The organism is Amycolatopsis sp. NPDC005003, assembly GCF_053600695.1.
In genome coordinates, this window is sequence record NZ_JBSGAI010000040.1 from 1 (window position 1) to 21,886 (window position 21,886).

Sequence of the window (21,886 nt, forward strand, 5' to 3'; positions counted from 1 at the left end):
CGCCATCTGGCACAACTGGACCACCGGCCTGACCAGCAAACGCTCACTCATCGCCTACGACCACTAACACCAACTTCACGGAATCACTCATCTAGATGGACGACACGGTGGCCAAGGGGAAGGTCATTGTGAAGGCGGCGCCGCCTTCGGGGGCCGGGCCGGCGGTCAGCGTTCCGCCCATGCGGGTGACCAGCGCGTGGACCAGGGCCAGCCCGATGCCCGACCCGACCGGGCGGTGGTCGCGGTACTTCGCGTTCAGGACGCCGCGCTCGAACGCCACCGGGTAGTCCTCCGGGGCCAGGCCCGGGCCGCCGTCGCGGACCGACAGGGAAGCCGAGACCCCGTCGGAAGAGAGCGAAAACACCATCGGGGCACCGGCGGGGGTGACGCGCAGGGCGTTCTCCGCCAGCCCGTCGACCACCTGACGCAGCCGGCGCGCGTCCGCCAGCACCAGGACTGGCGAAGGAGGCGCCGACACGGCGAGAGAAACGTCCTCCCGGGCGCACCGCAGCTGCCACACCTCCGCGCAGTCGCGCACCAACGCGGCCAGGTCCAGCGGAGCCATGTCCAGCCGGAACTCGTCCGCGCCCAGGCGGGCCAGCTCCAGCAGGTCCTCGACCAGCCGCGAAAGCCGCGCCGCTTCCCGCTGGATCGTCTCGCCCGCGCGCACCGCGTCGGCACCGGACGCGACGCCGTCCGCGATCGCCTCGGCGAAGCCCGTCACCGCCGTCAGCGGGGTCCGCAGCTCGTGCGACACCGACAGCAGGAACTCCCGCTGCCGCGCCTCGCTCACGGCCAGCGCGTCGGCCAGCGAGTTCAGCGATCCGGCCACCTCCGCCACCTCGCGTGGCCCCTGCACCGGCACCCGCACGTCACGACGCCCCGCCCGCAGCGATCCGGCGGCCAGCGCGGCCCGGCGCAGCGGACGGCCCAGCAGCCGCCCGGAGACGAAGCCCGCCAGAGCCGCCACCAGCAGCCCGATGCCCAGCGCCAGCAGGATGTTGCGCACCAGGGCCCGTTGCGTCGCTTGGGCGTTCCGCGCCGGCAGGACCAGCGCGAACGCCGCCCCGCGCGTGCCGACCACCCGCGTCTCGACCAGGTACTGCGCCCCGGCCACGGTGACCCGCCCCGAATGATCCGCCGCCAGCCCCAGCTTCCCCGCGGCCTGAACCGCGAAACCTTCCCCGAGCGCCTGCCCGCCCGCCCGGCGGACCACCACCGAGATCCCCTGCCCGCGCACGACGTCGGCCACCTTGCCGGCCCCCAGCCGGTTGCCGATGCCCGTTTCGTCCAGTTGCGACGCCACGACGTCGGCCTGCGCGGACAGCGACGACTGCAGCACGTTGTCCGCCGTGGTCCGGATCAGGCGGGACGCGACCAGTCCCGCCACGATCACCGCGACGCCCGCGACGGCCAGGCACACCAGCGTGATCCGCCCGGCCAGCGAGCCCCGGAACTTCATGCCGGGTCCGCCGCGTACCCGATGCCCCGCACCGTCCGGATCGGACTCGACGCGCCGAGTTTCGCCCGCAGCTGAGCCACGTGGACGTCCACCGTGCGCGTCCCCGCCGCCGCGGCGTACCCCCAGACGGCACTCAGCAGCTGGTCGCGCGAAAGCACCTGCCCCGGGTGCCGGAGCAGGTGCGTGAGGAGGTCGAACTCCGTCGACGTCAGGGAGATCTCGGCGTCGCCCGCCCAGGCGCGGCGGCTGGTGAGATCCACCCGTGCGCCGCCGACGGTCAGCACCGACGCGGCCGGCGTCGTCCCCGACGCGCGGCGCAGCACGGTCCGGACCCGGGCCGCCAGCTCGCGTGGGCTGAACGGCTTGGTGAGGTAGTCGTCCGCGCCGATCTCCAGGCCGAGCAGGCGGTCGAGCTCGTCGTCGCGGGCGGTGACGAACAGCACCGGCGTCCAGTCCCCGGCCGCGCGCAGCGCCTTGCAGATCTCGATACCGTCCATTCCGGACAGTCCGATGTCGAGCACGATCGCCACCGGCTTGAGCCGCCGGACCGCTTCGAGGGCCCGGCCGCCGTCGGCCTCGACGTGCACGCCGAAGCCGTCGCGCTTGAGGTAGAGCGCCGCCAGTTCGGCGATCGCGGCCTCGTCCTCGACCACGAGGACGAGGCCGCGTCCCGGTGACCCCATGCCTGCTCCCGTCTCCGCCGCCGTGTTCAGAGGGGAGACGCTAGCCGGTCAGGGCGAGCCATCGCTGTTCATGTCGGATTCGATGCCGTTCAGCGTCGACTCGATCCCGCTCAGCTCGCCGGTCGGTGACACCGACGACGGCGCGCTGCCGGAAGGCGAACCCATCAGGTTGTCCCGGCACGCCGAGCAGCCGAGCGCGATGAGCGCGGCGGCCCCGACCGCCGCCGCGACCCTCGCGCCCCTCACTTGGCCGGCTTGCAGTGCGCGGACGCGAAGGCGTCGAGCTTCTGCTTGGCCGCGTCCAGCTCGCCGATCCGCCCCTGCCGCTTGGTGGCGCGCTGGTCCAGCTGGTCGGCGCGGGCGGTGTGCCCGGCGGCCCGCTGGTCGGCCGCCCGTGCCTTGAGGTTGGCGACCGAGCCCTTGACCTCGGCGCCGCCGTTGATCCGCTTCTTCAGGTTGTCGGCCCGCTTCTGCAGCTTCGGCACCCAGTCCGAGCAGACCTGCTGCGACTCCTCGGGGCTCAGCGTGATCGGGGCCACCGGCGTCGGCGTCTCGGCCGAAGCCAGCGGCGCCGCCACCAGCAGGCAGGCCGCGCTCACCCCGCCCGCCAGCGCCAGCCGCGTCCAGGTGGTTCCTCGCATCGTTTCTCCTCGTCTCCGTTCGGGGTACGAGGAGAACTTTGGCCGGGCGGTGTTCGGAGGGCGTCCGCCCAGTGTTCGGGCTTTGTAAGGCCGACGGTGACCGACGTCCGCGCGAGGTCGAACGTCACCGTGTCACCGAAGCTCGGCAGCGCCGGGTCGAACAGCAGCCCGTCGGTGCCGCCGAGGAGCAGCCCGAGCCGGTGGCCCGCAGGGACGACGTGGTCGAGCGCGGTGAGGGCGAACGTCATCGTGTACGGCCGGCCGGGGACGAGCGGCTCGCCGTGCCGCAGCGACGCGTGGTGCCCGAGGTCGGCCCAGCCGGCGGTGACGATCCGGTGGTCGACGCCGACGACGTCGGCGGCGGTGTCGAGGAAGCACGCGCTGTCGACGTCACTGCTGGAGCCCCAGCACGACCGCGTCGCGAGGTTCTTGACGCCGCTGCCGTACATCGCGGTGTTGCGCGTCTCGGCCGGGCCGTAGTCGACGAGTGCCACGCCGAGCCGGGCGGCGGTCTTGTCGGACGACGCGGTGATCGTCACCGACGGCGACCCGGCGATCCGCAGCGGCGAGGTCAGCGGCGCCCCGGTGAACCGCGCGGCCGATACCCCGGCCGCCCACTGTTCGCGCGTGACGGCCGGGTCGTCGACGACGCTCGCCGTGCCGGACCCGGTCGCTCCCAGCGTCCCGCCGGCCGACGGGCGGAACGTCGCCGGGAGCGTGGCGGGCGGCCAGCTCCGGTCGTCGGTCCACCGGTCCGGTGCGGTTTCCAGGTGCACGGCGGGCTCGCGCTCGACGCCGTTGTGCCGCCCGAGCAGCCAGCGGTCGAACCAGCGGTGCAGCGTCTCGACCCACTGCGCCCGCTGCAGGTCGAAGGGGTCGGTGTGGCCGGCCTGGCTCAGCCACGCCTTGCGCGGGACACCCGCCCGGCCCAGCGCGTCCCAGTAGCGGGCGAACTGGTTCGGTGCCACGACCCAGTCCCCGAAGCCCTGTGCGATGAGCACGCTCGCCTGGCCGGCGCGCGGGACGTAGTTCACGCTATGCCAATAGGCGTTGTAGTCGCCGTTCGTGCCCGCACGCGCCTGCAGGTCCGCTTCGAACGGCTTGCACAGCTCGGCGGCGCGCTCGTTGTAAGTGAAGGACGAGCCGGTGTTCTCCGGCGTGGCCAGGGGAGCGCCGTTGGCGATGAGCTGGGCGTAGTTGTCCGCGACGCCTTCGACCGGCACGATCGTCTTCAGCCCGGGAATGCGCGAAGCGGCCATCCCGATCGCGGTCGCGCCGTCCTGCGACTTGCCGATCGCGCCGACGTCTCCGGTGGCCCAATCGGCTTTCACCGCATGACCGCCGTCGGGCGCGTCGAAGGCCGTCGCCCGGCCGCCCAGCCAGTTCACGACCGCGTTGCCGGAGGCGACGTCGTCGAAGCAGCCGGACGAGCGGTTCGTCCCGCCGACGTCGGCCAGCACGACGGCGTACCCGCGCGGCACGAAGTAGTTGTCCAGGAACAGCGGGAACTGCTGCGGCGTGCCGTCCGGCGCATACGTCTTCTTCTGCATTTCGTTGCCGCGGCCGCAGCACGCGTAGTACGGGCTGACGTCGAGGATCACCGGGACTCGCTCGCGCGTGTCGGGCCGGATGATGTCGGCGGCGACGCGGTCGAGCTTGCCGTCACGGTCGTTGTCGGTGCCGGTCTCGACCCACGCCGTCTCGCGGATCGCGTCCGCGTACGAATAGACCGGACGGCTTTCCGCGGCCACGGCCTGGGGTGCGAGCCCCGCCGTCGTGAGCAAAGCGGCCAAGAACCCCAGGATCAGTCGCATCGAGCCAGGGGATCACGGTTTTTCGTAGAGCGCCAGGAACTGCTCCATGGCGGCGTCGACGGCTCCGCGGTCGCCGGTCGTGACGAGGTCGAGCAGCAGCCCGCGGGCGACGGCGAGCCCGAGCCGGGCGTGGGCCGGCCGCTCGGCCTCCGGGACGCCGAGCTGGGCGAGCCGGGCCTCGATGGGGCCGAGCCAGCCGTCGATCACGCCGTCGAGGAACTCCGCGGTGCCCGGGGTGCCGCCGAGCGCCCGGCCGTAGAGCTGGAAGAACAGCTTTTCGTTGGCGCGCAGGTCGTCGTCGGTGAGACGGCGCCAGAACTCCGCCGGATCGAGGCCGGCCAGCGCGGCTCGCTGCCGGGCCTCGACCTCCCGCGCCACCGCCGTGAGCAGGCCTTCCTTCGACCCGAAGTGGTAGATGAGCATGCGGTGGCTGGTGCCGAGCTCGGCGGCCAGCGCCCGCAGGCTCCGGTCGGCCCCGCCGTGGTGGGCGATCCGGTCGATCGCCGCGTCGAGCAGCTTGGCGCGCGGGCTTGCGTCAATCATGTACCAGATGGTACACGTACCAAATGGTACAGAGTATTTCGGTCCACGCCCGGACGGCGGCTCCGGCCGACGCCGTGTACGCGCTGCTGCGGGACGGCGCGAGCTGGCCCACCTGGTCGCCGCTGGGGTCGTTCGAGCTGGTCCGCGAGGGAGAAGGGGAGCGCGAGGGGCTCGGCGCGATCCGGTTGTTCAAGACCAACGGCGTCCGCTCGTACGAGAAGATCGTCGCGCTGGAGCCCGGCCGCCGGTTCGGCTACGCCCTGGAACGCGGCTTGCCGCTGCGGGACTACGTCGCCTACGTCGACCTTTCGCCCCGCGACGGCGGCACCGACATCCACTGGCACTCGACGTTCACGCCGAAGATCCCCGGCACGGGCTGGTTCTACCGGTGGTTCCTCGGCTCCTTCATCAAGCGGGTGGCCGCCGGATTGGCCGGTGCCGCTGCCTGATCGGCGTGTTACTCTCCCGGGGAGAGTGAGGAGACGCCGTGGGGCCCGATCCGTACGACCGCAACTGCCCGACCCGCCAGCTGCTCGACCGGATCGGCGACCAGTGGACGGTGCTGATCGTCGGCGCCCTCTCGGGCGGCCCGCTGCGGTTCACCGAGATCGGCCGCCGGGTCGACGGCATTTCCCAGAAGGTGCTGACGCAGACGCTGCGCAGCCTGGTCCGCGACGGCATCCTCACCCGCACCGCGTACCCGACGATCCCGCCGAAGGTCGAGTACGAGCTGACGCCGCTGGGCCGCAACCTGTCCGAGCCCCTGGAAATGCTGGACCGCTGGGCCCGGCAGCACATGTCCTCGGTCCAGGAGGCCCGGGACGCCTACGACGCGGAGCACACCCCCGCGTCCGCGTAGCCGTCCAGTGGACAGCTCCTGGACAATCCGTCCCGGTACGGGTTCGTCCGTCCCGCCCGCAGGGACACTGTCGCGGTGCTCAACGAGACCGTGCCCCCTCCGGGCTGGGGCGTCGTTGCTCTCACCGCGTTGTTCGCCTTCGCGGTGTCGCTGACGTCGGTCGTCACGCCGCCCAGTGGGCGGCGGAGCCTCCTGCGCAACGCCAACCTCCTGGCCACGCTGTTCCACGAAGGCGGCCACGCCCTGGTTGCGCTGCTGGTGGGCGGGAACGTCTCGCACGTCAAGATCGACAGCGCCGAAGGCGGCACCACGTGGTCGGGCGGCCATACGGGCCTGGGCAGCGTCCTGGTCTCCGCCGCGGGCTATGCGATGCCGCCACTGGCCGGTCTGGGGGCGGCCGTGCTGCTGCACCAGGGCCGGGTGACGGCGGTGCTCGTGCTGACCCTCGCCGCGCTGGTGTTCATCCTGCTGCTCGCCAGGGACCCGCGCACCTTCATCATGATCGTCGTGGTGGGTGCGGTCGTGTACTCGGCTCTGCGCTATGCCCCCGGCTGGTTGCGCACCGGCGTCGCCTACGCCGAAGCCTGGCTGCTGCTGACCGGTGAGATCGCCGGCGTGCGGGTCCTCGTCACGATCCGTCGCGCGAAAGGGTTCCGCGGCCACACGGACGACGCCGCCCTGCTGGCCAAGCAGACCAAGATGCCGTCGCCGCTGTGGATCGGCGGCTGGTTCCTGCTCAACGGCTGGGCGATCTGGCACGCCGCCCCGCTCCTGTTTCCCTAGCGGGCCACCAGACCCGCCTCGTGGGCGAGCAGCCCGGCCTGCGTCCGGTTCGCGCAGTCCAGCTTGACGAGCATCCGCGAGACGTAGCTCTTCACCGTCGCCTCGGCCAGGTGCAGCTTCGCCGCGATGTCCGCATTGGACAGTCCGGAACCCAGGCAGGCCAGCACGTCCCGCTCCCGTTCGGTGAGACCCGCGATGCGCCGGCGCGCGTCTTCACCGCGTTCGCGGCTGTCCGCCGACAGCGCCACCAGCCGGCGCGCGGCCGACGGCGACAGCACCGTGTGGCCGTCCGCCGCCACGCGGACCAGGCCGATCAGGTCCTCCGGGGGCGTCGACTTCACCAGGAAGCCCGCGGCGCCCGCGCGCAGGGCCCGGATCACGTAGGTGTCCGCGTCGAACGTCGTCAGCGCCACCACCGCGGGCGGATCCGGCAACGCCGTGATGCGCGCGATCGCCGTCAACCCGTCGACACCCGGCATCCGCAGGTCCATCAGCACCACGCGCGGCCGGTGCCGGACCACGGCTTCGACGGCTTCGGCGCCGTCGCCGGCCTGGGCGACGACCTCGATGTCGGCCGCCGAACCGAGGATCGTGCGCAGGTGCGCGCACACCATCGGCTCGTCATCGACCACGAGCACCGGGATCACAGTGCGTGCCTTCCGCCGTCGGGACGTAGGCGGGCAGTATCGCACCGACCCGGAACCCGCCGCCGGGTCGCGGCCCCGCGTCGAAGCGCCCGCCGACCAGTTCGACGCGCTGCCGCAGGCCGGCCAGCCCGGCGCCGGAACCGCTGCCCGCCAGCGCCGGGTCGGGCGGGCGCGCGGCCGCCGTGCTGGCCACCGAGACGTCCAGACCACCCGGGTGGTAACGCAGGGACACCGTCGCCGACGCACCCGGCGCGTGCTTGCGCACGTTCGTCAGCGCCTCCTGCACGAGCCGGTACGCGGTGCGCGCGACGGTCGGCGACACCTGGCCCGGGTCGCCGTCCACCACGAGGTCGGTCACCACCCCGACCGACCGGGACTCACTCACCAGCCGCGCCGGGTCGCCGGGCGCCTCCGGGCTGAGCGTCCGCGGCCCGGTCTCGGTGCCGTTGCGCAGGACGCCGACCAGGTCGCGCAGTTCGTCGAGGGCCAGCGCGCCTTCCCGGCGGATGTCCTCGGCCGCCGCCCGCGCGGCCGGGTCGGCCGACGTCACGCCGAGCGCTCCGGCGTGCAGCACCATCAGGCTGAGCCGGTGGGTGACGACGTCGTGCATCTCGCCGGCGAGCCGCCGCCGTTCCGCGGCCCGCGCCTGCTCGGCCAGGAGGTGCTGCTCGCGCTCGGCGCGTTCCGCCCGGTCGCGCAGGGACTGGAGAAGCTGCTTGCGGGCTTCGAAGTACAGCGAGGCCAGCGCCGGCAGCGCGGTGTTGAGCAGGCCGAACGGCGTGGTCGCCCAGCTCGGCGTCCACGGCCGCGCGGCGACCACGGCCAGGACGCCGGCCACCCACAGCACGGTCCTCTTGTCCAGCACCCGGGCCGCCTGGGACAGGATCACCGGGGTGATCGTCGGAACCGTCGTCAGGGCGAGGGGATCGGGCGGCACGAGCAGGCCGGGCGCGAAGGTGTCGGATGCGAGCATCGCGAACGCCGCCGCGGTGACGAACGCGCACACCGCGCCGGGGAACCGGAACAGCAGCACCAGGGAGAGGTCGCCGGCGATCTGCAGCACCAGCCCCGCGTACGGCCCGAGCGCACCGGTCGTCCGGTCGCCGAGCGCGTAGAAGAGGACGTTCATCCCGGCGAACGCGAGGGCCGCGAAGATCAGCCAGCGGGCGTCGGAGCGGCTCGGCCACAACGGCCCCCGGGCGGTGGTCACGCGGTCACGGTAACCGCTGCGCCGGGCCGCCGCCCCGGATGCGCAACTTTGGTTGTGCCCGGTCCTGCCGGTGCGCAACGTTCGTCGCCGCGATCACCCCCGTCGTCCGGTTTCGCTCGCGTGGTGGCCGGCGGTGGACTGGGAACCCCACGACGGACGGATGTGAGATGAGCGAGCTGTCCCTGCCCGCCCGGGCCTACCTGCTGGCGTGCGACACCGCGCGCGACCGGCTGCCGGACCGCGAGCGCGTGGCGCTGCTGGTCCGCGCGGCGGCGCTGACGGACCTGGTGCTGCGCGGCCGGGTCGCCGACGACGGTGGCCGTCCGGCGGTGGCCGGCGCCGGCGGCACCGGCCACCTGGTGCTCGACGACCTGCTCGCCGAGCTCACCGCGGACCCGCACCGGAAGTGGCGCGCCTGGGTGCGCCGCGGTGCCCGCGGGACGCTGCAGTCCCTGGAGGCCCAGCTCGACGCGGCGGGCGTGATCGCGGTGCGGACGTCCCGGGTGCTGGGGCTGTTCCCGCGCCGCCGTCCGGAGGTCCGCGAGCCCGCGACGGCGGCCGCGCTCCGCGACGAGGTGCGGGCGGCCGTGCGGAGTGACGCGCCGGTGTCCGCGGACGTCGCGGCGTTGACGTCGCTGGCCGCGGCGGTCGAGCTGGCGGCGGTGCTCTCTCGGGGTGAGCGCCGCCGTCACCGCGACCGGCTCGCCCGGCTGGAGGAGCAGGCTGGCGCCGCGGTCCCGGCCCTGCACAAGGTGACCCGCGAACTCCGCGCCGCCCGCACGGCCCGCGTCGCCGCGGCCTCCGGCGGCGGAGGCTGACGTCGTGTCGACCCTCCAAACACGCGTGTCGACCCCGGGATCACGCGTGCCGACCCTTCCCGCCCGTGCGCTTCGGGTCCGGAGGGTCGACACGCGTGATCGGGAAGCCGACACGCGTGATCGGCGGGACGACACGAGGTCAGGGGGTGAAGAGGCGGTCGAGGTAGTAGTCCACGGTGGCGATCGCCTCGGCCGGGGTGCGGTGGCCCATCAGGATTTCCGAGCCCTGGGAGTCCGCGATCGCCCAGAGCAGGGCGGCCTCGGTCGCCGGGTCGGCCGAGGCGGGGATGTCGCCCGCCTCCTGGGCCTGGCGAACCTGGCCGGCGAAGAAGTCGAGGAGTTCCGGCATACCCTCGCCGAACGCCTTCGCCATCGCGGGATCCGCCACCGCGCGGATGAAGTACGCGACGCCGATGAGGAAGTCGGCCTCGCTGTCCGGGTCGCGCGGCAGGATCTCCACGAGGCACGCGCGGAGGATCGACCGCGGTGTCGGCGGGCCGGCGGCCAGCACCTTCGCGGTGATCCGCTCGCTGCGGAGCTTGTGCCGGTGCTCGAGGGCGTACCGCAGCATTTCGTCCTTGGTCTTGAAGTAGTGCTGCACCGAGCCCATGGACATGCCCGCCTCGGCCGCGACCTGGCGCAGGCTCACGCCTTCCAGCCCGGCGCGCGTGGTCAGCCGTTGCAGCGCCTCGGCGATCTGCACCCGGCGCTGCTCGTGGTCCACCTGTTTCGGCAAGTCCGCTCCCGTTGTCATGCGATCGCATTGCGAAAAGCGGGGCTCCGCGGTTACGATGCGATCGCATTGTAAAACAACTTGGGGGGTGTCCGGTGGAGACCGGAAAACTGCGGCTGCGGCCGCCGCGCCACGCGCTCGACCGCCGCGCGATCGCCTGGTGGCGCACGCAAGGAGCGCTGGTGTTCGGGCCCGTGGTGCTCGTCCTCGCGGTCCTCGGCCTGCTGATCCCGCCGGCCGCGTTCTGGCTGCTGGCCCCGGCCGCGGTGGTCGCCGTCCTCGGGGTCGCCTGGTGCGCGGTGCTGCCGGTGTGGTGGTTCGGCCTGCACCGCTGGGAAGTGACCGACACGGCGGTGTACGTGCGCTCGGGATTCCTGTGGCAGGAATGGCGGGTGGCGCCGCTGTCGCGCGTCCAGACGGTCGACACCCTGCGCGGCCCGCTCCAGCAGCGCTTCGGCCTCGCGACGGTCACGGTGACGACGGCCTCGGCCCGCGGCGCGGTGCGGCTCACCGGCCTCGACGCGCAGGTCGCGGCGGACGTGGCGGAGCGGCTGACCGAGCGCACGGACGCGACGCCCGGGGACGCGACATGACCGGCGAGCACGGCTCCGCGGCGGGAATGTCCGCGCGCGGCGGCGGTCGCGCGCCCGGCGAAACGCCCGCCCGGGCCGTCGCGGAGGCGGCCGGCTGGCGGCGCCTGGACCGGCGCACGCTCGGCGTCACCGCGATCCTGATGGCCGGCGTCGCCGTCTCCGCCGGCACCCCGATCGCCATCGGCACCCGGTCCCTCTGGCTCCTCCCGGCCGCCGCGCTCCTCGTCGGCGCGGGCGTGCTCGCCGAATACGTCCGCTGGCGGCACACCCGCTTCCGCTGCACGGCCGAACGCCTCGAGATCGAGTTCCGCTTCGCCGTCCACACGCGCAAATCCCTGCCCCGCGAACGCATCCGCACCGCCGACCTGACGGCCAACCCGCTGCACCGCGCGTTCGGCGTCGCGGCGCTGGCCATCGGCACCGGGCAGCGGGACCGGATCACCCTTTCCCCGCTCGCCAGGGCGGACGCCGAAGCCCTGCGCGCCGAGCTCCTGCACCGGATCCCGGGACCGTCCACCCAAGACGGTCCACTCGCGACACTGGACCCGCGCTGGATCCGTTACGCCCCGGTCTCTTTCGTCGCCCCGGCGCTCGGCCTGGCCGCCTTCGGGTCGCTGTTCAAGGTCGCGGACTGGTTCGGCGCCGGCGGTGGCCTGCTGCGGTGGCTCTTGCACTTCTTCGGCGAGCTGCCCCTCGCCGCGAGCATCCTGCTCTTGCTGGCCCTCGCGCTGGTCGTCGGCGTGGCCGGAGCCATGGGCCTCTTCGCCGAAATGTGGTGGCACTACCGGCTGGACCGCGAACCCCGCGGCACCCTGCGCGTCCGCCGCGGGCTGCTGACCACCCGGTCGATCACCGTCGAGGAACGGCGCCTGCGCGGCGTGGAGCTGGTCGAGCCGCTCGGCGCCCGGCTCGCCGGGGCCGCCCGCGTGGACGCCATCGCCACCGGCATGCAGCAGGACGACGACGAGACCGAGGCCAAGACGCTCTTGCCCGCGGCCCCGAAAGCCGTCGCGCACGACGTCGCGGCGCGGGTGCTGGGCGAGCGCATCGAAGCCGTCGAGCTGGCGCCGCACCCGGTGGCGGCCCGTGGACGACGGCTGCGGTGGGCCCTGCTCACGGCGCTCGCGCCGGTGCTGGTCCTGCTCCTGCTCGGCGTGCTGCTCACCGACGTCCTGCTCGTGCTCGCCGCCGCCCTCGCCGTCGTCGCGCTGCCGGTGGCGGTCCTGCTCGCCCTGGACGCCTACCGCGGCCTCGGCCACGGCGTGCGCGGCCGCTACCTGGTGACGCGCGCCGGCTCGGTCCGGCGGAGCACGGCCGTGCTGACGCGGGAGGGCGTCATCGGCTGGACCGTGAAGCAGTCGGTGTTCCAGCGCCGTCGCGGGCTGGCGACGTTCACCGCGACCACCGCGGCGGGCGCCGGCGCCTACGCGATCCGCGACGCCGACGCGGCCGAAGGGCTCGCGTTCGCGGTCGAGGCCGTCCCGGGCGTGCTGGCGCAGTTCGCTTCGGCGCCCGCCGAAGCGTCACGGACCTAGGTTCGGGGGCATGGACGAATTCCGTGCCCTGCACGTCCCCGGATCCCCGCTGCTGCTGCCGAACGCGTGGGAGTTCGGCGTCGGCGCCTTCCTCGCCGCGCAGGGCTTCCGCGCCCTGGGCACGACCAGCCTCGGCGTCTCGGCGGCGGCGGGGGAGCCGGACGGCGCCCCGTCGACGCGCGCCGCGACCGTCGCACTGGCGACCCGCCTCGCGCGGCTGGACGCGCTCGTCAGCGCCGACATCGCCGACGGCTTCGGCGCGGACCCGGCCGCGGTCGCCGATCTCGCGGCCGAGCTGGCCGGCGCGGGCGTGGTGGGCGTCAACCTCGAAGACGGCCGCGCCGACGGCTCGCTCGCCGCGGTCGACGCCCAGTGCGCCCTGCTCACGGCGGTCAAGGACCGGGTGCCCGGCCTGTTCCTCAACGCCCGGACCGACACGCACTGGGCCGGCGACCGCTCGCTCGCCGAAGCCGAGCGGCGGGTGCGGGCGTACGCGGCGGCGGGCGCGGACGGCGTCTTCGTGCCCGGCCTGGCCGAGCCGGCCGACGTCGAGCGGATCGTCGCCGTCGGCGTGCCGCTCAACCTGCTGTTCCTGCCCGGCACGGTGACCGTGGCCGGGCTGGCGGAGCTGGGCGTCGCGCGGGTCAGCCTGGGTTCGCTGCCGTACCGGATGGCGCTCGCCGCCGCGGCCGGAACCGCGCTGGCCGTGCGCGATGGTCGTGACCTGCCGCTGACGCCGCCGTCCTACGCCGACGTCACGGCGCTGCTGCGGTAAATCGGGTGAACCGGCCCGGCCCGATCTGCTTGGCTCGGGAACATGCGTGCCTTCGGAACCGATTTCGCCGCCCCGCCCGGATACCTGAACACGCCCAGCGTCGGCATCCCGCCCGCGCCGGTGGCCGTGGCCGTGGCCGAGTCGGTGGAACGGTGGCGGACCGGGGCGACCCGGCCGGGGGAGTTCGACGAGTACGTCTCGCGGGCGCGGGCCGGGTTCGCGCGGCTGGCCGGGGTCGAAGCCGGGCGCGTGGCGAGCGGCGCGTCGGTCTCGCAGCTCGTCGCCAACGTCGCCGCGGCCCTGCCCGCCGGCACGCGCGTGCTCGCCGCGGAAGGCGACTTCACCAGCGTGACGTTCCCCTTCGCGGCGAACCCCGGTGTCACGGTGACCGAGGTGCCCCTGGACCTGCTGCCGTCGCGGGTCGAGGGCCACGACGTCGTCGCGGTGAGCGTCGTCCAGTCCGCCGACGGCCGGATCGTGGACCTGCCGGCACTGCGGGCCGCGGCCGAAGCCGCCGGGGCGGCGGTGCTGCTCGACGCGACCCAGGCGGTCGGCTGGCTGCCGCTGGACCTCGGCTGGGCGGACTGGGTGGCCGGGGCGGGCTACAAGTGGCTCTGTTCGCCGCGCGGCAGCGCGTGGCTCGCGGTGCGGCCGGACGCGCAGGAGCGCACCCGCGCGGTCGCGGCGAACTGGTACGCGGGGGAGGACCCGTGGGCCACCGTCTACGGCCTCCCGCTGCGCCTGGCCGCCGACGCCCGCGCGTTCGACCTCTCCCCGGTCTGGCTGGCCCAGGTCGGCTCGGCGGTGGCCCTGGAGTACTTCGCCGGCCTCGACCTCGCCCAGGTCCGGGCGCACAACACCGGCCTCGCCGACACGCTGCTGGAGAAGCTCGGGCTGCCGCCGCGCGGCACCGCGATCGTGGCGCTCGACGCGGACCCGGAGCGGGTGGCCGCGGCGGGGATCGTCTCGAGCGTCCGCGGCGGCCGGGTGCGGGTCGGCTTCCACCTCTACAACACGCTTGACGACGTCGAACGCGTCTTACCCGCATTCGAGTGAACCTCCGGCGGCGGGTGAACTACCGTATGACCCCGTGGTTGGTGCGCATTTCACCCCAGGCCCGTCCGACACGGCCCCGATCGGCGCGGTACCCCCGCAGCCCCGCCCGCCCGTGCCGGGGCCGCCGGCCCGCGACACCCGGTCCCTGCTGCTCAAGGGCGCCGGGCTGGTCGCGATCGCGGTCGTCTCCGGGCTGCTGTGGTTCCTGATCCGGCACGACTCGACCCCGGACGGGCCGGTCGCGCAGCCGCCGGCGCAGAACACCGGGCAGTTCAAGTTCACCAAGGTCGCCGGGCCGGAGAAGTCCGACGACTGCGTCGCGAAGTCCTACACCAAGACCAAGGAGTTCTTCCAGGACAACCCGTGCCAGTCGCTGGTCCGTGCGCTGTACACGACGGAGTCGGGCGGGGCGAAGGCACTGGTGTCCGTGGTGGTGGTCGGCATGCCGGACTCGGCGAAGGCGAAGGCGCTCAAGGCGCTGACCGAGAAGGACGGCACCGGCAACGTCACCGACATGGTGAAGGACAAGACGTACACCGCCGCCGGTGCCCCGAGCGTGAGCAGCACTGACGCGGCGTACGCGTCGAAGGTGGAAGGCACGAACACGACGATCGTGCTGGCCGACTTCTACGCCAAGCACCAGGACAAGGACCTGATCGAGAAGATCGCCGACGACGCTCTCCGCCTCTCGGCCGACCTCCACCCCTGACCCGGGCGCCCGCTGCCGGACGCCCGGGCCGGCAGCTCAGCTCGACTGGCCGGGCATCGCGATCGCCACCGGCTTCTCGCCGGCCTCGGCGCGCCAGGGGGTGCCTCGCCGCGAAGCCGCGACCAGCGCGTGCAACGCCGTGGTGCGCAACCCCGCGTCGTCGGTGTGGTCGATCACCGCGAGCCACGCCGACGCGCAGTCCGCTTCGGCCGTCGCCACCACCTGGGACGCCGACTTCGCGTCCGTCACCGGGTTCTTCGGCACGTACGCCGCTTCCGGCGCCACCGGGGTCGCCCCGGCCGCCGCGAGCGTCGTCTGCAGGAAATCGCGGCGCAGGGCGTGCTCGGCCGCGCCGCTCTTCTCCGCGTCGCCGAATTCGCCCGGCAGGAACGCGCTGACCAGGCCGTACACCCACACCGCGGCGTGCTCGGCCGCCAGTGCCGCCTGCAGCGGGTCCACCGCCTCCTTCGGCACCGCACCGGCCGGGGCGGTGCCCACCTTCGGGGCGTCCTCGCCCGGCCCCAGCGCCGGGGCGGTGCGCTGCAGCGCCGCGCAGCCCGCCGCCACCGCCGCGACCAGCCCGGCGCGGTAGCGCGGCAGCCCGCCGACGAGGTCCTCGGCCTGCTTGCGCGCCGCCGCCAGCCGCTCCTTCAGCCCGCCCAGCGCCGCGGGCGCGGGCGGGGCCGGTGACGGCGTCGGCTTGGGCCGGTTCAGCCGGTCCACTTCGGACTTGAGGGCGGCCGCGTGTGCCGCGCGCGCGTCGGCCAGCTGGCCGGCGGCGTCGGCGTCCGCGCCCTTGGCCAGTGCCCGCGCCGCGTCGGCGTCCGCCTGGGCGGCGGCCAGCAGCGGCTGCAGCGGGTCGGGGCTTTCGTCGTAGCCGGGCCCGCAGGCGGCGAGGGGGACGGCCAGTGCGGCCAGCGCCCCCGCGCGGAGGGCGCCGCGGCGGGTCAGCTCGGTCGGTCTTCCGGTCACGCCGCCCCATCCTGCCAGGCCCCGGGGCGCCCCCGCCGCTCGCGCGGGGTGAGCGGGCGACCGGATAAGCTGGTCCACCACCGACCCGACCACCCAGCCCGAGCAAGGAGACCCCCACGTGCCAGGAGAACTCGCCAGCCGGCTTCAGCCGATAGTGGCCGAAGCCGTCACCGCCGCGGGTTTCGACCTCGACTCGTTCGAGGTGCAGCAGGCCGGCCGGCGCCAGCTGGTCAAGGTCGTCGTCGACTCCGACGACGGGGTCGGGCTGGACGAGATCGCCGAGATCAGCCGCAAGGTTTCGGCGACCCTCGACGAGAACGAGCACGTGCTCGCGAGCGCGTACACGCTGGAGGTCACCTCGCCGGGCCTCGACCGCCCGCTCACCCAGCCGAGGCACTGGCGGCGCGCGCGGTTCCGCCTGGTGAAGATCAGCCCGGCGGAGGGGGCGCCCTTCGTCGGCCGGGTCGGTCACGCGGGCGAGGCCGCCGCCCGCGTCCTGGCCGGCGGCAAGCTCCGCGACGTCCGCTACGCCGACGTGGCGAAGGCGGTCGTGGAGATCGAGTTCAAGCAGCCGCCCGCCGAGGACCTGAAACTGCTCGAAGACGACGCGTCCGGCATGATCGCAGCCGAGACGGAGAAGGGGTCGAAGTGAACGTCGACATCGCCGCGCTGCGGGCGATCGAACGGGACAAGGACATCCCCTTCGAAACGGTGATCGAGGCCATCGAGACGGCCTTGCTCACCGCGTACAAGCACACCGAGGGCCACCAGCCGCACGCCCGCATCGACATCGACCGCAAGACGGGCCTGGTGCGCGTGCTCGCGCACACGCTGACCCACGACGGCCAGGTCGACGAGGAGTGGGACGACACCCCGGAGGGCTTCGGCCGGATCGCCGCCACCACCGCGCGCCAGGTCATCCTGCAGCGGCTGCGCGACGCCGAGCACGAGAAGACCTTCGGCGAGTTCTCCACCAAGGAGGGCGAGATCGTCGCCGGCGTGATCCAGCGCGACGCCCGCGCGAACGCCCGCGGCATGGTCGTCGTCCAGGTGGGTGACACCGAGGGCGTGCTGCCGTCCGGCGAGCAGGTCGCCGGGGAGTCCTACGAGCACGGCAGCCGGATCAAGGCGTACGTGGTCACGGTCTCGCGCAGCAACCGCGGCCCGCAGATCACGCTCTCGCGCTCGCACCCGAACCTGGTGCGCAAGCTGTTCGCGCTGGAGGTGCCGGAGATCGCCGACGGGACGGTCGAGATCGCCGCCGTGGCGCGCGAGCCGGGGCACCGCACGAAGATCGCGGTCAAGTCCACCGTGCCGGGCGTCAACGCCAAGGGCGCCTGCATCGGCCCGGTCGGCGCGCGCGTGCGCAACGTGATGAGCGAGCTGGCCGGCGAGAAGATCGACATCATCGACTACTCCGAGGATCCCGCCCGGTTCGTCGGGAATGCGCTGTCGCCCGCGAAGGTTGTTTCGGTACGAGTCGTGGACGAGCGGGCGAAGACCGCCCGCGTCGTGGTGCCGGACTTCCAGCTGTCGCTGGCGATCGGCAAGGAGGGCCAGAACGCCCGCCTCGCCGCCCGCCTGACCGGCTGGCGGATCGACATCCGCAGCGACGCCGCACCGGCGGACGACGAGGGTGATCAAGACCACGCCCGTCCGCCGCGGCCCGCCGCGACAACCGGTTCGGCTGAGTGAAGGTCGAAGCGCTAGACTCAGGAGTGGTTCGAAGCCCGCGGCGGGTAGCCGAGCGCCAGCCCCACCGGAATTCCCCGGTGCGGACTTGTGTCGGCTGCAAGCGGCGGGCATTGATCGGTGAGCTGCTGCGCGTGGTCGCGGTGGCCGGGCGGGTGGTCGTCGACGAGCGTCGGCGGCTGCCGGGCCGGGGGGCTTGGCTGCACCCCGACCCGGACTGCCTGGCCAAGGCCGAACGGCGGCGGGCCTTCCCGAGAGCCCTGCGGGCTCCCGGGGCGCTCGACGTCCGCGAGGTCCGCGAGCACGTCGGGCCCACGGAGGCACCACGAACCACGCACCACGAGCCCGGGACGTCCCCGGGGTCGCGAGGGACCAAGGAAGCAGGTCGACCCGTCATGAGTCAGCCGTGAAGCTGAAGCCATGAGCGTCAGACAATAAGGACGAGGTCAGCGGGTTCTCCGCCTGGCCTCCCCTAGATGAGGAGAGTTGTGCCAGGCAAGGCCCGCGTACACGAGCTCGCGAAGGAGCTCGGCATCACCAGCAAGGACGTGCTCGCGAAGTTGAAGGAACAGGGCGAGTTCGTCAAGTCCGCGTCGTCCACGGTCGAGGCGCCCGTCGCCCGTCGTCTCCGCGACGCGTATGCGCCCAAGGGCGCCAAGAAGCCCACCCCCGGCCCGTCGGCGCGCCCCGGTCCGCCGGCCGCCAAGCCCGGTCCCGCCGCCCCGAAGCCCCCCGCGCCTGCCCAGCAGGCTCCGGCGGCCCAGGCGGCGCCCGCTCCGGCTGTGTCGGCTACGTCGGCCCCGGCCGCACCCCAGCAGCAGGCGCCCGCGGCGTCGAAGCCGGCCACCCCGGGGCAGCGCCCCGGCCCGCGGCCCGGCCCGCGTCCGGCCACGCCCGCACCCCAGCAGCAGGTCCCGGCCGCCAAGGCCGAGGCTCCGGCCGCTCCGAAGCAGGACACCCCGGCCGCGCCCCCTTCGGGCGGCACCGGCTCGGTCGTCCCGCCGAAGCCGCAGGGCCCCAAGCCCGGCGGTCCCAAGCCCGGCCCGCGCACCCCGCGCGTCGGCAACAACCCGTTCGGCGTCGGTTCCGGCGCTCCGGCCCCGCGTCCGCAGGCTCCGCGCCCCGGCGGCGGCCAGGGCGGCGACAACCGGCCCCCGCGTCCCGGCGGTGGCGCCGGCGGTGACCGTCCGGCCCCGCGGCCGGGTGGTGGCGCCGGTGGCAACCGGCCGAGCCCGGGCAACATGCCCCCGCGCCCGAACCCCGGCATGATGCCGGGCCGCACGCAGCGTCCCGCCGGTCCCGGTGGCGGCGCCCGCGGTGGCCCCGGTGGCGGTGCCCGTGGCGGCCCCGGTGGCGGCGGTCGTCCCGGTGGTGGCGGCGGCGGTTTCCGCGGCGGTCCCGGTGGCGGTGGCGGCGGCGGTGGCTTCCGCGGCGGTCCCGGTGGCGGCGGCGGTGGCGGCGGCTTCCGCCCGGGTGGCGGCGGTCCCGGTGGGGGCGGCGCCCCGGCCGGTGGCGGCGGCTTCCGCGGTGGCGGCGGCGGTCGTGGCGGCCCCGGTGGCCGTGGCGGTACCGCGGGTGCCTTCGGGCGTCCCGGTGGTCCCTCGCGCAAGGGCCGCAAGTCGAAGCGGCAGAAGCGCCAGGAGTACATGGACAACATGCAGGCGCCCAGCGTCGGCGGCGTCCGCCTGCCCAAGGGCAGTGGCGAGACGATCCGGCTGCCGCGCGGTGCCTCGCTGACCGACTTCGCCGAGAAGATCGACGCCAACCCGGCTTCGCTGGTGCAGGTGCTCTTCCACCTCGGCGAGATGGTCACCGCGACGCAGTCCGTGTCCGACGACATCCTCGAGCTGCTCGGCGGCGAAATGAACTACAACGTTCAGGTCGTCAGCCCCGAGGAGGAGGACCGCGAGCTCCTGGAGACCTTCGACATCACGTATGGCGAAGACTCCGGCGAGGAAGAGGACCTGCAGGTCCGGCCGCCCGTCGTGACCATCATGGGTCACGTCGACCACGGTAAGACCCGCCTGCTCGACACGATCCGGAAGACGAAGGTCCGCGAGAGCGAGGCCGGCGGCATCACGCAGCACATCGGTGCGTACCAGATCGAGACCGAGCTCGACGGCAACCCGCGTCTGATCACCTTCATCGACACCCCGGGTCACGAGGCGTTCACCGCCATGCGTGCCCGTGGTGCGAACTCGACCGACATCGCGGTGATCGTGGTGGCGGCCGACGACGGTGTGATGCCGCAGACGGTCGAGGCGATCAACCACGCGCAGGCCGCCAAGGCCCCGATCGTGGTCGCGATCAACAAGATCGACAAGGAAGGCGCGAACCCGGACAAGATCCGGCAGCAGCTGACCGAGTACGGCCTGGTCGCCGAGGAGTACGGCGGCGACACGATGTTCGTCGAGATCTCCGCGCGGCAGAACATCAACATCGACGGCCTGCTCGAGGCGATCCTGCTGACCGCGGACGCCGCTCTGGACCTCCGGGCCAACCCGGACATGGAGGCCCAGGGTGTCGCGATCGAGGCGCACCTCGACCGCGGCCGCGGCCCGGTGGCCACCGTCCTGGTCCAGCGCGGCACGCTGCGCGTCGGTGACTCGGTCGTGGCGGGTGACGCCTACGGCCGCGTCCGCCGGATGGTCGACGAGCACAACGTCGACGTCACCGAGGCGCTGCCGTCGCGGCCCGTCCAGGTCATCGGCTTCACGTCGGTGCCCGGCGCGGGTGACACCTTCCTGGTGGTCGACGAGGACCGCGTCGCCCGGCAGATCGCCGAGCGCCGGTCGGCTCGCACGCGCAACGCGCTCAACGCGTCGCGCCGCAAGCGGGTCAGCCTCGAGGACCTCGACTCCGCCTTGAAGGAGACGAACAGCCTCAACCTGATCATCAAGGGTGACAACTCGGGTACGGTCGAGGCCCTCGAAGCCTCGCTGCTCCAGCTGGACGTCGGCGACGAGGTCGAGCTGAACGTGGTCCACCGCGGTGTCGGTGGCGTGACCGAGTCGGACATCGACCTGGCGACCGCGTCCGACGCGATCGTCCTCGGGTTCAACGTCCGCGCCCAGGGCAAGGCGACCGAGCGGGCCACCCGCGAGGGCGTCGACGTCCGGTACTACACGGTCATCTACCAGGCGATCGACGAGATCGAGCAGGCCCTCAAGGGCATGCTCAAGCCGGAGTACGAAGAGGTCGAGCTGGGCCGCGCCGAGGTCCGCGAGGTCTTCAAGTCCTCCAAGATCGGCACGATCGCGGGTTGCCTGGTCATGTCCGGCGAGATCCGGCGCAACGCCCGGGCCCGTCTTCTCCGCGACGGCACCGTCGTGGCGGAGAACCTGCCGATCAGCTCGCTGCGGCGGTTCAAGGACGACGTGGTCGAGGTCCGCGAGGGCTATGAGTGCGGTCTGACGCTCGGTTCGTACGGCGACATCAAGGTCGACGACATCATCGAGACGTACGAGCAGCGCGAGAAGCCGCGTTCCTGATGTTCGGTGCCGGGTGCGTGCGGGAAATCCGCACGCACCCGGCGCTTCCCTACTACACCACCAAAACTGCCTATGTTCGTCGGAGCTCTCGAGCTCGACATCCTGCTCGGCGACGTCCATTCGCTGAAGCAGAAGCGATCCGTGGTCCGTCCGGTGCTGGCCGAGGTGCGCAAGCGCTTCGCCGTGTCGGTGGCCGAAGCCGGGCACACCGACCTGCACCGCCGGACCCTCATCGGGGTGGCCGTGGTCGCCGAAGGTGGCGAGCACGTCCGGGACGTGCTCGACTCGTGTGAGCGGTACGTGGCGAGCCGGCCGGAGTTCGAACTGCTTTCCGCGCGCCGGCGGCTGCTCGGCCCAGACGATTAGATCTTTTCCTAGGAGAACGACATGGCCGATCCTGCTCGGGCTCGCAAGCTCGCCAAGCGGATCTCGCAGATCGTCGCGTCGGCGATCGAACACGAGGTCAAGGACGCCCGGCTGGACTACGTGACCATCACGGACACGAAGGTCACGGGCGACCTGCACGACGCCACGGTGTACTACACGGTGCTCGGCGAGAAGCTGGACTCCGTCCCGGACTTCGCCGGTGCGGCGGCCGCGCTCGAATCGGCGCGCGGAATGCTCCGCACCAAGGTCGGGCAGGGCACCGGCGTCCGCTACACGCCGACGCTGACCTTCGTCGCCGACACGATTCCGGAGGAGTCGAAGCGGATCGAGGACCTGCTCGCGAAGGCCCGTGAGGCCGACGCGGAGGTGGCGCGCCGGGCAACCGGCGCCCAGCACGCGGGTGAAGCCGATCCGTACAAGGCCCCTCGCGAGACCGAAGACGCCGAAGACGACGAGTTCGCGGAGGAGGAGAGCCGGGGCTGA

The 21,886-nt window shown here is 73.4% G+C and carries 25 protein-coding genes; 15 read left to right on the forward strand and 10 right to left on the reverse strand.

The window, feature by feature from the left end:
* Positions 1-91 precede the first annotated feature (91 nt).
* Genes ACWED2_RS35740 through ACWED2_RS35765 form a run of 6 tightly spaced genes read right to left on the reverse strand, consistent with a single transcriptional unit; the run spans position 92 to position 5,143 of the window.
* A complete protein-coding gene (locus ACWED2_RS35740; RefSeq protein ID WP_449694941.1) occupies positions 92-1,462 on the reverse strand; it encodes an ATP-binding protein in 1,371 nt (456 codons plus the stop codon).
* Complete coding sequence (locus ACWED2_RS35745) at positions 1,459-2,145, reverse strand: response regulator (protein WP_449694942.1); 687 nt, start codon at positions 2,143-2,145, stop codon at positions 1,459-1,461. The genes ACWED2_RS35740 and ACWED2_RS35745 overlap by 4 nt, the downstream gene beginning before the upstream one ends.
* A 48-nt stretch (positions 2,146-2,193) precedes the next feature.
* Positions 2,194-2,391, reverse strand: a complete 198-nt coding sequence (locus ACWED2_RS35750) for a hypothetical protein (RefSeq protein ID WP_449694943.1) — start codon at positions 2,389-2,391, stop codon at positions 2,194-2,196.
* Positions 2,388-2,786 carry a hypothetical protein gene (locus tag ACWED2_RS35755; RefSeq protein ID WP_449694944.1) on the reverse strand — a complete coding sequence of 133 codons (399 nt, stop codon included), beginning with the start codon at positions 2,784-2,786 and terminating at the stop codon, positions 2,388-2,390. Before ACWED2_RS35755 ends, ACWED2_RS35750 begins: the two co-directional genes overlap by 4 nt.
* Positions 2,741-4,600 (reverse strand): CocE/NonD family hydrolase, encoded by a 1,860-nt coding sequence (locus ACWED2_RS35760; protein WP_449694945.1) that lies wholly within the window; start codon positions 4,598-4,600, stop codon positions 2,741-2,743. Before ACWED2_RS35760 ends, ACWED2_RS35755 begins: the two co-directional genes overlap by 46 nt.
* Before the next feature lie 12 nt (positions 4,601-4,612).
* A complete protein-coding gene (locus tag ACWED2_RS35765; protein WP_449694946.1) occupies positions 4,613-5,143 on the reverse strand; it encodes a TetR/AcrR family transcriptional regulator in 531 nt (176 codons plus the stop codon).
* 23 nt (positions 5,144-5,166) lie between these two features.
* On the opposite strand from ACWED2_RS35765, the gene ACWED2_RS35770 reads away from it, so the two are divergent.
* The 3 genes from ACWED2_RS35770 to ACWED2_RS35780 all read left to right on the forward strand — a co-directional run bounded on the left by ACWED2_RS35770 (position 5,167) and on the right by ACWED2_RS35780 (position 6,785).
* A complete protein-coding gene (locus ACWED2_RS35770; protein ID WP_449694947.1) occupies positions 5,167-5,592 on the forward strand; it encodes an SRPBCC family protein in 426 nt (141 codons plus the stop codon).
* A 38-nt stretch (positions 5,593-5,630) separates the two neighbouring features.
* Complete coding sequence (locus ACWED2_RS35775) at positions 5,631-6,002, forward strand: winged helix-turn-helix transcriptional regulator (protein ID WP_449694948.1); 372 nt, start codon at positions 5,631-5,633, stop codon at positions 6,000-6,002.
* A gap of 75 nt (positions 6,003-6,077) precedes the next feature.
* Positions 6,078-6,785: a M50 family metallopeptidase gene (locus ACWED2_RS35780; protein ID WP_449694949.1), complete on the forward strand. Its 708-nt coding sequence runs from the start codon at positions 6,078-6,080 to the stop codon at positions 6,783-6,785.
* On the opposite strand, the gene ACWED2_RS35785 is transcribed toward ACWED2_RS35780, so the two are convergent.
* Together ACWED2_RS35785 and ACWED2_RS35790 are read right to left on the reverse strand one after the other, a co-directional pair.
* The gene (locus ACWED2_RS35785; protein ID WP_449694950.1) at positions 6,782-7,432 is read right to left on the reverse strand and encodes a response regulator; all 651 of its coding nucleotides are present in this window, start codon (positions 7,430-7,432) and stop codon (positions 6,782-6,784) included. The genes ACWED2_RS35780 and ACWED2_RS35785 overlap by 4 nt on opposite strands.
* On the reverse strand, positions 7,407-8,642 hold the full coding sequence (locus tag ACWED2_RS35790; protein WP_449694951.1) for a sensor histidine kinase: 1,236 nt from the start codon (positions 8,640-8,642) through the stop codon (positions 7,407-7,409). The genes ACWED2_RS35785 and ACWED2_RS35790 overlap by 26 nt, the downstream gene beginning before the upstream one ends.
* A gap of 167 nt (positions 8,643-8,809) precedes the next feature.
* Here ACWED2_RS35790 and ACWED2_RS35795 point away from each other — a divergent pair, with 167 nt between their 5' ends.
* The gene (locus ACWED2_RS35795) at positions 8,810-9,460 is read left to right on the forward strand and encodes a GOLPH3/VPS74 family protein (RefSeq protein WP_449694952.1); all 651 of its coding nucleotides are present in this window, start codon (positions 8,810-8,812) and stop codon (positions 9,458-9,460) included.
* 139 nt (positions 9,461-9,599) lie between these two features.
* Here the strand turns inward: ACWED2_RS35795 and ACWED2_RS35800 are convergent, their stop codons facing one another.
* Positions 9,600-10,196 carry a TetR/AcrR family transcriptional regulator gene (locus tag ACWED2_RS35800; protein ID WP_449694953.1) on the reverse strand — a complete coding sequence of 199 codons (597 nt, stop codon included), beginning with the start codon at positions 10,194-10,196 and terminating at the stop codon, positions 9,600-9,602.
* Positions 10,197-10,288: 92 nt separating this feature from the next.
* On the opposite strand from ACWED2_RS35800, the gene ACWED2_RS35805 reads away from it, so the two are divergent.
* The 5 genes from ACWED2_RS35805 to ACWED2_RS35825 all read left to right on the forward strand — a co-directional run bounded on the left by ACWED2_RS35805 (position 10,289) and on the right by ACWED2_RS35825 (position 14,861).
* Positions 10,289-10,786 (forward strand): PH domain-containing protein, encoded by a 498-nt coding sequence (locus tag ACWED2_RS35805; RefSeq protein ID WP_449694954.1) that lies wholly within the window; start codon positions 10,289-10,291, stop codon positions 10,784-10,786.
* A gap of 26 nt (positions 10,787-10,812) precedes the next feature.
* A complete protein-coding gene (locus ACWED2_RS35810) occupies positions 10,813-12,321 on the forward strand; it encodes a PH domain-containing protein (RefSeq protein WP_449695036.1) in 1,509 nt (502 codons plus the stop codon).
* A 10-nt stretch (positions 12,322-12,331) separates the two neighbouring features.
* Positions 12,332-13,096: an isocitrate lyase/PEP mutase family protein gene (locus tag ACWED2_RS35815; protein ID WP_449694955.1), complete on the forward strand. Its 765-nt coding sequence runs from the start codon at positions 12,332-12,334 to the stop codon at positions 13,094-13,096.
* Between the two features lie 42 nt (positions 13,097-13,138).
* Entirely contained in the window at positions 13,139-14,152 is a 1,014-nt protein-coding gene (locus ACWED2_RS35820) for an aminotransferase class V-fold PLP-dependent enzyme (RefSeq protein WP_449694956.1), read from the forward strand.
* Between the two features lie 112 nt (positions 14,153-14,264).
* Entirely contained in the window at positions 14,265-14,861 is a 597-nt protein-coding gene (locus tag ACWED2_RS35825; RefSeq protein WP_449695037.1) for a hypothetical protein, read from the forward strand.
* 36 nt (positions 14,862-14,897) lie between these two features.
* On the opposite strand, the gene ACWED2_RS35830 is transcribed toward ACWED2_RS35825, so the two are convergent.
* Complete coding sequence (locus ACWED2_RS35830; protein WP_449694957.1) at positions 14,898-15,833, reverse strand: ferritin-like domain-containing protein; 936 nt, start codon at positions 15,831-15,833, stop codon at positions 14,898-14,900.
* A gap of 118 nt (positions 15,834-15,951) precedes the next feature.
* Here ACWED2_RS35830 and rimP point away from each other — a divergent pair, with 118 nt between their 5' ends.
* The 6 genes from rimP to rbfA all read left to right on the forward strand — a co-directional run bounded on the left by rimP (position 15,952) and on the right by rbfA (position 21,886).
* A complete protein-coding gene (rimP, locus tag ACWED2_RS35835) occupies positions 15,952-16,485 on the forward strand; it encodes a ribosome maturation factor RimP (RefSeq protein WP_449694958.1) in 534 nt (177 codons plus the stop codon).
* A complete protein-coding gene (gene nusA / locus ACWED2_RS35840; RefSeq protein ID WP_043785288.1) occupies positions 16,482-17,528 on the forward strand; it encodes a transcription termination factor NusA in 1,047 nt (348 codons plus the stop codon). Before rimP ends, nusA begins: the two co-directional genes overlap by 4 nt.
* A gap of 77 nt (positions 17,529-17,605) precedes the next feature.
* Positions 17,606-17,935 (forward strand): YlxR family protein, encoded by a 330-nt coding sequence (locus ACWED2_RS35845; RefSeq protein ID WP_449694959.1) that lies wholly within the window; start codon positions 17,606-17,608, stop codon positions 17,933-17,935.
* Between the two features lie 78 nt (positions 17,936-18,013).
* The gene (infB, locus tag ACWED2_RS35850; protein ID WP_449695038.1) at positions 18,014-21,016 is read left to right on the forward strand and encodes a translation initiation factor IF-2; all 3,003 of its coding nucleotides are present in this window, start codon (positions 18,014-18,016) and stop codon (positions 21,014-21,016) included.
* A 72-nt stretch (positions 21,017-21,088) separates the two neighbouring features.
* A complete protein-coding gene (locus ACWED2_RS35855) occupies positions 21,089-21,382 on the forward strand; it encodes a DUF503 domain-containing protein (RefSeq protein ID WP_003083991.1) in 294 nt (97 codons plus the stop codon).
* A gap of 21 nt (positions 21,383-21,403) precedes the next feature.
* Positions 21,404-21,886: a 30S ribosome-binding factor RbfA gene (gene rbfA / locus ACWED2_RS35860; protein WP_449694960.1), complete on the forward strand. Its 483-nt coding sequence runs from the start codon at positions 21,404-21,406 to the stop codon at positions 21,884-21,886.